This window comes from Parapedobacter soli (genome assembly GCF_025460835.1).
Lineage (GTDB): Bacteria > Bacteroidota > Bacteroidia > Sphingobacteriales > Sphingobacteriaceae > Parapedobacter > Parapedobacter soli.
In genome coordinates this window covers 1-8,116 of sequence record NZ_JAMXAY010000091.1, presented here as the reverse complement: position 1 = coordinate 8,116, position 8,116 = coordinate 1, and the positions used below count along the sequence as shown (strand labels likewise).

Here is an 8,116-nt window from a genome sequence, read left to right as displayed (position 1 = left end):
GGAGTGGGCCTCAAGCAGGCTTACTCCTTTTTTATTTTATCCGGTTAGTAGTGGTTAATAATAGTAGAACTCGGATGTAAATGCGCAACTAAAATATTAATATTTTCGATATAAAAAGAAATTTTTTTTAAATGCTTTTCACAAGGCTGACTATTTTTTCATAATGTTGGTTAAGCATGAACTCCGTGATATTATGGACGATTGGCAAGTCCACTTCCTGCTGTTCCTCGAACTGCTTGAACCGTAAATGGAACTCTGCCAAGTTTGCTTCCCTCGTCACCCCTACGAACTCGCCGGGTTTTAGTTGTTGGAAAAAATAAGGGTCATACCTGTTTTTTTCCTCGATGGTCACGGACGTGCTGCGGCTGTCGCGGTGGCCTGAATTGCCGATTGTTCGGGAAACCCGTTTATCCTTGCGCTTGGAAAACAGGATGGAAAAGTTTTGGATATCCGTGGTCTCGGAAATCGACCCATAGAACACATTACCGAAATTCGCTTGCAAGGATGCCTTATCCAGTTTGCCGTATAGCCGTTCAATTTTAGCGGTCGATTGCGTAAGCATCGTAAAGCTGCATTTGTATTCCCTCAAAATGGATGGCATATTTTCAAAGCCGTCTATTTTGAATGTAGTGGCTTCATCGAGGAAAAAAACGGCCGGTACTTTATTGGCAAGGGTAAAATGGCGGCTTGCCGTCTTAATCATCAGCCCGATAACCGGGCCGACAACCTCCTGCATCTGATAGCTGTTGGAAATCGCTATCAGCTTCGGGTTCATCGGGTCGATGATATTGAAATCAAAATCATCCCCCGATAGCACATAACATACTTTTTTGTTAAAAGCAAGGTCACCGATATAGCCGGTCAAAGTTGACAGTATACTGGCCTGTGTCTTGGGACTGTCCGCTGAACTGATAAACCCGGATGCTATCGCCACGCACTCCGGCCGCGCTTTTAAAAATTCGGTAAGCCGTTTCGGAGAATTATGTACGCAGTAATTGACGACATTGGGCAGGTTGCAATGTTCCGGAAAATCATGGTAGAAGCGGACTGCCACACCTTTCAGCACACCCAATGCATTGATAAACCATTCGTTTTCCTGACCGTCCTTTAAATACGATTTCATGACATCGGCCATCAGTTGCAACAACAGGTTTTCCTCTATCAGCTTCGGCTTTATCACGTTTGTCCTGTACGACCGGCTCAAATCCATGAAATTGATGTAGTAGAACTTGTGGGGATAGTTGTAACGCAACGTAAGCGCGTAGGCGGTTTTCGTATAATCGAAATCTTTCAGGTCATATACAAACCCGGCAAAACCGTGTTTGATATAGTTTTCGAGCAACGGCTTCCCGATGCTCTTGGTCTTGCCGGAGCCTGAACCGGCGATAACCAAAAAATTCCGGTAGGGGTTATCGAACAGAACCCGCTTGCCGTTTGCCTGTAAAGCAAACCGCTTATCCCCCGGTTTCGATTTCCCGCTTGCATCGGTTCCCCTCCTGCTCCATGTCACAATTCCGTATAATGCCCCGATACTGGTAACCACGATATTCAGCAAAGCCGTCTGCGGTTGTATCTTCTCGAAAACCAACAGAACACCGATAACCATTAACGTACCTATAAGGAAATTAAGCACCCGTTTCCCGGTCAAATTAATGCTGTAGATAATCAGCATCGCAAATAAAAGAAAAGCCAAATAAACGGCTTCCGAAACCCCTACCGATTTTAACGATTCAACAAATCCATCCATAATTTAAATTGTAATGTACATTACAAAAACTGTTAACATATTGGTGCGCATTTTCCGGCGGTCCCGCAGGGATCTCCGGAAAAGGTGTTAACACTTTGGGGCAGCTGCAGCTGCCCAGGAACGAAATTATGTTAACACCTGACATATTACCCGCTTTCACTCACCGCTGATATCACTTTTGATATCGCCTGTTTCAGCATACTCACGGCCGCGCCTTTCGGATTAGTCACCGCCATGACAGAATTCTTCACCGCCTGAATGCCCGACTGGATAACCCGGCGCTCCTGCGTGAGCATGTTGTTTGTAGTATGTTCCGAAATGATACCCTTTATTTTCCCTTTTATGTTGCGTTCCGGATTCAGGCCGACCGCGGCCGCAACGCTGCCAATGCTCTGCCTGTTATTGGTGCGGCTCTTGCGCCTGTATTCCTCATGCTGTTTCGGTTGGTAATTGTATTTTTCATTGAACACCTCCCCTACCCGTTCCTTGAAACGTTCGTGATTAAAACCCTGCATGACTTCCTTTCCTTGGAACGTTTGCTTGCCGCCACGGGATTTGGACAGCGGCGATAATTTGGTTGTTTGGGTTTTATCGTTACGGGAAACCACTACATGCACATGTACGTTGAACCCTGATTTTGCGACACCTTTCGATATGATTTCGCCCTCCTGCGTTCTCCGCATTTTAGTTTCCAATACAGAAATGCGTTCGTTGATTTTCTTGGCTTCCCTCTCGGTTGCTCCATTTAATTCCTGCCTTAACTCCGACCGCTCCCTAAGCAACGGTTGATTATACTGAACATCCCTATCGAAATGCTTATATGTACGCTGTGTTTCCACACGGCCGACATACACTAAGTCACTCCCGGAAGTGATGTTTTCGCGACCGAAGTTTTTGGCATATTCGTCCATTGCGTTCCTGCTAAACTGTTTCATTTGGTACAGGAAATTTTCTTGTTCATCTTGGCTCAATTCTTTAAAGCTGTTCACCTCCCTGCCCGATACAATCTTTGCCAAATGCTTCTGCTCATCGTGCGATGGATTGAACGAAACCATGTAAAATTTATAGTCGTTTTTGCCAAGGTTCTTGTTGTTGCTGTCAATCATTTTCACGGCATCAGCATAAGTAACTTCTTCACGCGAATGGTCGAAAAACTCCGTCCGTTCTTCCGGCTCCTTATCGTTGTTCTCCTTATCCAAATAATCGAACAGTTTGCCGCTGCCGCCCTTATTGTCCCCTCCCGGCATTTGTTTTGGTGGATGTACTTTGGCAAACATAATCCCCCCTATTTAGTCAGGTTTTTAAGGCTGTCCAAAATCGTTTTGTAGTCGGCTTGCGAAATCTGAAACCCGCTGCCGAACGTACTTGGTTTGACGACCTTTTCCATCCTCCGGGTTACTTCATTAAGTTTGGATTTAAGGGCTTCGTGAGCATCGGTCAGACTTTGGATATCCTCCGGGGCATCCAACGCCAACCTGGCTTTTTCTTTCTCCAGTTCATCGACCCTGTTTTGCAATGTTTCGCACTTATCCTTATACTCCCCGGATACCCTTATCAATTCTTGAACTTCCTCCAAAGTGACTTCCTCGCGTTTCAGTTCCTCGGAAAGTTCCCGGTCATTTTCCTGCCCTCCCACCCGCAACTTTTCTCCCAACGGCGACAATTTCCGTTCGACCAGTTCATCGAAATGGCCTTTAACTTTTTCATCAAACTTTTTGAAAAAATTCAACATGTCCAAATCCTTTAGTCGTTCATTGATTACGTCAATCTTATTTTTTTCAATGCTCTTTAAAATGGCAATCACTCGGTCAAACCCTTTCATTGTCGCCTCGATAGGATGCTCTTTCAGCATCCAAGGATTTACACCTGTACGCTCGAAATAATCCAAAAAAGCGGTAATGTTATCTTCATAACTATTGCCCTTATTAAAAGACTTCACGCGCAAAGCCGTTGATTTGCTTAAGCGAACAACTTGGTAATCTTTAGAAGTCATATACAAAATAATTTACAATCCAAATATATATAAATCAATAACTTAAATAAAAATTATTTACAAATAATTTACAATAATTAAATCATAAAATTCATAACTAATTATATAACAGTATTTTATACTGTTTGAACCGTGTACTATACGGTTCCTGCTTGCTCTTCCTTATTGACCATTTTCCGTCGAGGCTTCGCCTCGCGGAAAATGGTCCGGAAGAGACTTTGCAGCTATGCCTCCGGAACATCGTTTCGGTATCCCATGACTGACGTAAAGGCTCTTGCATTTCCCTCCTTAAACCGTGAACTACGCAGCATAAACACACCAGTGTTCCCGCAAGATGGCCGCTGTCACAACTGGATTTTTTTCATCCGGGGCATCAAAGAATATGTTCGCTTTTTGTCCACGCATTTTCTCGATGATGGTTTCGCAAATAATAAAAATACGAATACATATATATACATTTATATAAATATATTTTTATATATTTGCATAAAATTCAAAGCTATGGCAACTGTAATATCTGTAATCAACCACAAGGGCGGCACCGGCAAAACAACGTCCACCCTGAACATCGGCGCGGGTCTTGCCCACCGGGGAAAAAAGGTGCTGCTGATAGACATCGACCCACAGGCTAACCTTACCGAGGGTCTGGGTGTTCGCGACAATCCGGATACCATCTATGACAGCCTATCTAAGAACATTCCCCTGCCTGTGATACCCGTTGGTGAGAACCTTTCCCTTGTGCCATCATCATTGGACTTGGTGGGTGTGGAATTGGAATTGGTCTCGAAAATGAGCCGGGAAACATTCGTTAAAAAACTACTGGCTCCCATCAAAGACGATTATGATTTCATATTGTTTGATTGCCCTCCATCACTTGGTTTGCTCACTATAAACGCACTGGTTCCAAGTGACGTTATTCTGATTCCCCTTGAAGCTGAATACTACGCCTACCGGGGCATCGACAGGATTGTAGGTATTATCAAAAACGTCCGGGAACATTTCAATCCCGAATTGAAAATTGCGGGGGTATTTTTGACCAAGTGCAATCCGCAAAGGATACTGACCAAAGATATCCGCGATTCTGTCAAACAGTATTTCGGCGCGAATCTACTGGACACTTATATCCGGGTAAACGTGTCATTGGCCGAGGCACCGGCCGTTGGCAAGGATATTTTTTCGTATGCTCCCGATAGTAACGGAGCAACCGATTATGGAAAACTGATTGATGAAATATTAACTAAAATATAAGGAAAATGGCAAAGAAAAATTTTAGCAACGTTGGCGATTCAAATAAAAATCTCGGTGGTGTGGATGCTTTGTTTTCCGGGTCTAAAAAAGAAACGGCTACTCCTGAAAGTAATACACTAAGTAGCGGATACGATGGGGCAAGAAAATACCCGACGACTAACGTAAAAAACTATTCGTTGAGTCTCCCGAACTGGATGTACGACAAACTTAAATTTGACCTGTCCAAAGAAAGGGGCATGAATATGCGGGACTTGATTCTGAATGCCATCGAGCAACACTACGGCATGAAAGAGGATGAATAATTTTGGCATATAAAAAGTATTTTTATATATTTGATATGCCGTGTTGAACGTATAAGCTCTGCGGGGACGCAACTTAAAGGATAGGCGCGGTGGCACGCGAAGAATGCGTAAAAAAGCCCGATATCAATATCGGGCTTTTTTGTTAACACTTTGGTTGGCATATCCCCGCGGTCCCGCCGGGATCCCCGGCAGATGTGTTAACACTTTTGGCGAAAGCTGCGCCTGGCCTGGCATCGGATTGTTAACACTTCCGTGCAATGTGAGTGTCTTCGGGTAGATGCTCCGATAACACCCACCCTATTCAAACAATTCCAGTTGGCCGGGTACAATCCGGTAATCCTGACACGCTTCCATCTTCCGGATAATAACCAACATGCTATCGGATTCAACTTTACGTTTCTTTATAAGGTTTATCAGTTTCCTTTTGGATATATCTTCTACCCCGGTTATGTAAGCAAAAGTTTCGGGGTCGTTAAGACTACAGGGTTCCCCGAAAACCTTATCCTCCCATTTTGCCGATAGCATGGAAATAAGTTTGGTAGCATGTACGTTGTAAAACCGCTCCAAATATTCCTTTGCCTCCGCATCGGAAATTTTCAATAACTCCATTTTTTGGAGCGTGGAAAGTTTCATCAAATCTTGAACGGCGCATTGCGCGTCGTAATTAAGGAATGCCCTTGTACCATCGGAAAACCTAACTTCCTTTTCGCTCAAGAAATGGTGCCGGGCTTCCATGCTCCGCTTGGTGGAGTCCAGTTTAATCTTCCAAAGTTTATCGTCCAATGTTTTCATATAAACATATATTTATATAATTATGTATATATACAAATATATATAAATAGTTTAGCATTACCATATATTTATGTTTTTATATATTTATGCTTTTATATATAAATTGTAATGTACATTACAATTTTTGGGAAATTGGTGTTTCAGAAAACGACCGTTTTCCGGCTTTCCCTGAGTACCGTGGAATCTTGTAAGAAAATGGTTAAATAGTGTTCCAAAAACTTGTACCAATAATCAATGTTTCATAAATTTGATAAATGCCGTTTTATAGTACAATGAAGATAATAACACTGTACAAAATAAATAGAAGCTAATCAGCTTAAAAACATCAGAAAATGAAAATAGGATATGCACGTGTATCAACGACCGACCAAAAGGTAAACCTGCAGGTCGATGCGCTCACCGGTTCCGGCTGCGAAATCATATACACCGAAAAGGTTACTGGTAAAACTATGGACAGACCGAAGCTAATGGAGTTGTTTCAGAATATAAGAACCGGTGACACGGTTATCGTTTGGAAACTTGACCGGTTGGCACGGTCGCTAAAAGACCTTATCGATTTGGTTGGCCGGTTGCAAAGTGCCGGTGTGACTTTCATATCGTTGCAGGACAACATCGATACCAGTAACGCTTCCGGTAGATTTTTTTTCCATGTATTCGGTGCATTGGCAGAATTTGAAACAGACCTGATTAAGGAGCGGACAATCGCGGGACTGGCTGCTGCGCGTGCGCGTGGCAGAAAGGGGGGTAGGCCAAAAGGACTGAAACCCGAACAAATTACATTGGCCAAGACCATCAAGCAAATCTATGATAAACAGGAAATGACCGTAGCGCAGATAGCGAAAACTTTCCATATTGGCCGTACCACCTGCTACCGATATATCAACTATATCAACGGCATCGAGAAATTAACCNAAAGGGGGGTAGGCCAAAAGGACTGAAACCCGAACAAATTACATTGGCCAAGACCATCAAGCAAATCTATGATAAACAGGAAATGACCGTAGCGCAGATAGCGAAAACTTTCCATATTGGCCGTACCACCTGCTACCGATATATCAACTATATCAACGGCATCGAGAAATTAACCAAAAAGGAAAATCAACCTACCTAACCTGCCCGCGCGGCGAGCGCCCTGCGGAGCAAAAAGAAAATCACGAGCTGTTAACACTTCTGCTGATTCTTTCCGGCGGTCCCGCAGGGAACCGTGGAAAGACTGTTAACACTTTTGGTCAACTGCAGCTGCCCAGGAACAAAAAAGTGTTAACACTATTTGGGATGGCCACGGTCACCGGCACCCTGCTCCGGGGCTGCGGTGTTAACATTTCCTACAAAAATACCCCTGCCATAAGACAGGGGTATCGCCCCAATGGGATTAGGGGCTATCAACCTAAACCTAAGCAAATATAAACAATTTTAGTCTTTGCTGCCTTTCCATCGCTGAAAGTCGGCATCGCTTAGGTGTGCTTTCATGAATTCGTCAAGTCCGCGGTCGCTGCGCTCCGCTGTATGCCTACGGAGTGGAAGCATACCCCGGCATTCCTCGAAACCCTTTTGTTTCATATCATTGGCAATATTTGGCGGTAAGCCTATTAGCCAATCCGAATAATCTTCCTCGTTCGGTTCGGCAAGCAAGTCCATGTAATACCGGTAGGAGAGGTTACCCACGCGGAAAAGGAAAGCGTGTTCCTCGCGCTCGGATTCAGGCAGGGTATCAAGGAACCTTTTTTGGTTCGCCCGCTGCGCTCTGATAGGGTGTTCTGTCAAATCCATTGTGTAGAATCTATCGGGATAGCAACTCGAATTCTTCTCCGGTTACGCCAAGTTTCTCCAACCATTCCGAATGGGTGTAGGCTTCATCCGTATCCAAGTTTTCCAACTCAAACCAGTTGGCTTTTTCCGTGTGGTTCATCCGATTCAGTATCAAATCCTCAAAATCCCGCGCTTTGCGCTCACAACAGCCTATACCGTATTTGGTATATAAAGTGATACCAACACTCCGTTAAAAAATGGGACAAATTTCTGATTTACAGCAAA

The 8,116-nt window shown here is 43.9% G+C and carries 10 protein-coding genes; 4 read left to right on the top strand and 6 right to left on the bottom strand.

Annotated elements, in window-relative coordinates; genetic code table 11:
• Positions 1-127: 127 nt before the first annotated feature.
• The 3 genes from NGM62_RS21045 to NGM62_RS21035 all read right to left on the bottom strand — a co-directional run bounded on the left by NGM62_RS21045 (position 128) and on the right by NGM62_RS21035 (position 3,740).
• Positions 128-1,747: a type IV secretory system conjugative DNA transfer family protein gene (locus tag NGM62_RS21045; RefSeq protein WP_262250288.1), complete on the bottom strand. Its 1,620-nt coding sequence runs from the start codon at positions 1,745-1,747 to the stop codon at positions 128-130.
• Between the two features lie 146 nt (positions 1,748-1,893).
• Positions 1,894-3,024, bottom strand: coding sequence for a MobB family relaxase (mobB, locus tag NGM62_RS21040; RefSeq protein WP_262250287.1), 1,131 nt, complete (start codon positions 3,022-3,024; stop codon positions 1,894-1,896).
• Positions 3,025-3,032: 8 nt separating this feature from the next.
• On the bottom strand, positions 3,033-3,740 hold the full coding sequence (locus NGM62_RS21035) for a BfmA/BtgA family mobilization protein (protein WP_262250286.1): 708 nt from the start codon (positions 3,738-3,740) through the stop codon (positions 3,033-3,035).
• 501 nt (positions 3,741-4,241) lie between these two features.
• Here NGM62_RS21035 and NGM62_RS21030 point away from each other — a divergent pair.
• Both NGM62_RS21030 and NGM62_RS21025 read left to right on the top strand, forming a co-directional pair.
• A complete protein-coding gene (locus tag NGM62_RS21030; RefSeq protein WP_262250285.1) occupies positions 4,242-4,988 on the top strand; it encodes a ParA family protein in 747 nt (248 codons plus the stop codon).
• A 5-nt stretch (positions 4,989-4,993) separates the two neighbouring features.
• Complete coding sequence (locus NGM62_RS21025) at positions 4,994-5,290, top strand: hypothetical protein (protein WP_262250284.1); 297 nt, start codon at positions 4,994-4,996, stop codon at positions 5,288-5,290.
• Positions 5,291-5,587: 297 nt separating this feature from the next.
• Here NGM62_RS21025 and NGM62_RS21020 read toward each other — a convergent pair whose 3' ends face one another.
• Positions 5,588-6,082: a hypothetical protein gene (locus NGM62_RS21020; RefSeq protein WP_262250283.1), complete on the bottom strand. Its 495-nt coding sequence runs from the start codon at positions 6,080-6,082 to the stop codon at positions 5,588-5,590.
• Between the two features lie 332 nt (positions 6,083-6,414).
• On the opposite strand from NGM62_RS21020, the gene NGM62_RS21015 reads away from it, so the two are divergent.
• Both NGM62_RS21015 and NGM62_RS21010 read left to right on the top strand, forming a co-directional pair.
• Complete coding sequence (locus tag NGM62_RS21015; RefSeq protein ID WP_262250282.1) at positions 6,415-7,020, top strand: recombinase family protein; 606 nt, start codon at positions 6,415-6,417, stop codon at positions 7,018-7,020.
• Between the two features lie 17 nt (positions 7,021-7,037).
• A complete protein-coding gene (locus NGM62_RS21010; protein ID WP_262250281.1) occupies positions 7,038-7,193 on the top strand; it encodes a helix-turn-helix domain-containing protein in 156 nt (51 codons plus the stop codon).
• Positions 7,194-7,495: 302 nt separating this feature from the next.
• Here the strand turns inward: NGM62_RS21010 and NGM62_RS21005 are convergent, their stop codons facing one another.
• Both NGM62_RS21005 and NGM62_RS21000 read right to left on the bottom strand, forming a co-directional pair.
• Complete coding sequence (locus NGM62_RS21005; protein WP_262250280.1) at positions 7,496-7,852, bottom strand: hypothetical protein; 357 nt, start codon at positions 7,850-7,852, stop codon at positions 7,496-7,498.
• 10 nt (positions 7,853-7,862) lie between these two features.
• Positions 7,863-7,991: a hypothetical protein gene (locus NGM62_RS21000; protein WP_262250279.1), complete on the bottom strand. Its 129-nt coding sequence runs from the start codon at positions 7,989-7,991 to the stop codon at positions 7,863-7,865.
• Positions 7,992-8,116: the final 125 nt, after the last annotated feature.

Coding starts and splice junctions, on each gene's coding strand:
- NGM62_RS21035 (WP_262250286.1), bottom strand. CDS start 3,740: ATGACTTCTAAAGATTACCAAGTTGTTCGCTTAAGCAAATCAACGGCT.
- mobB (WP_262250287.1), bottom strand. CDS start 3,024: ATGTTTGCCAAAGTACATCCACCAAAACAAATGCCGGGAGGGGACAAT.
- NGM62_RS21045 (WP_262250288.1), bottom strand. CDS start 1,747: ATGGATGGATTTGTTGAATCGTTAAAATCGGTAGGGGTTTCGGAAGCC.
- NGM62_RS21025 (WP_262250284.1), top strand. CDS start 4,994: ATGGCAAAGAAAAATTTTAGCAACGTTGGCGATTCAAATAAAAATCTC.
- NGM62_RS21030 (WP_262250285.1), top strand. CDS start 4,242: ATGGCAACTGTAATATCTGTAATCAACCACAAGGGCGGCACCGGCAAA.
- NGM62_RS21005 (WP_262250280.1), bottom strand. CDS start 7,852: ATGGATTTGACAGAACACCCTATCAGAGCGCAGCGGGCGAACCAAAAA.
- NGM62_RS21020 (WP_262250283.1), bottom strand. CDS start 6,082: ATGAAAACATTGGACGATAAACTTTGGAAGATTAAACTGGACTCCACC.
- NGM62_RS21000 (WP_262250279.1), bottom strand. CDS start 7,991: ATGAACCACACGGAAAAAGCCAACTGGTTTGAGTTGGAAAACTTGGAT.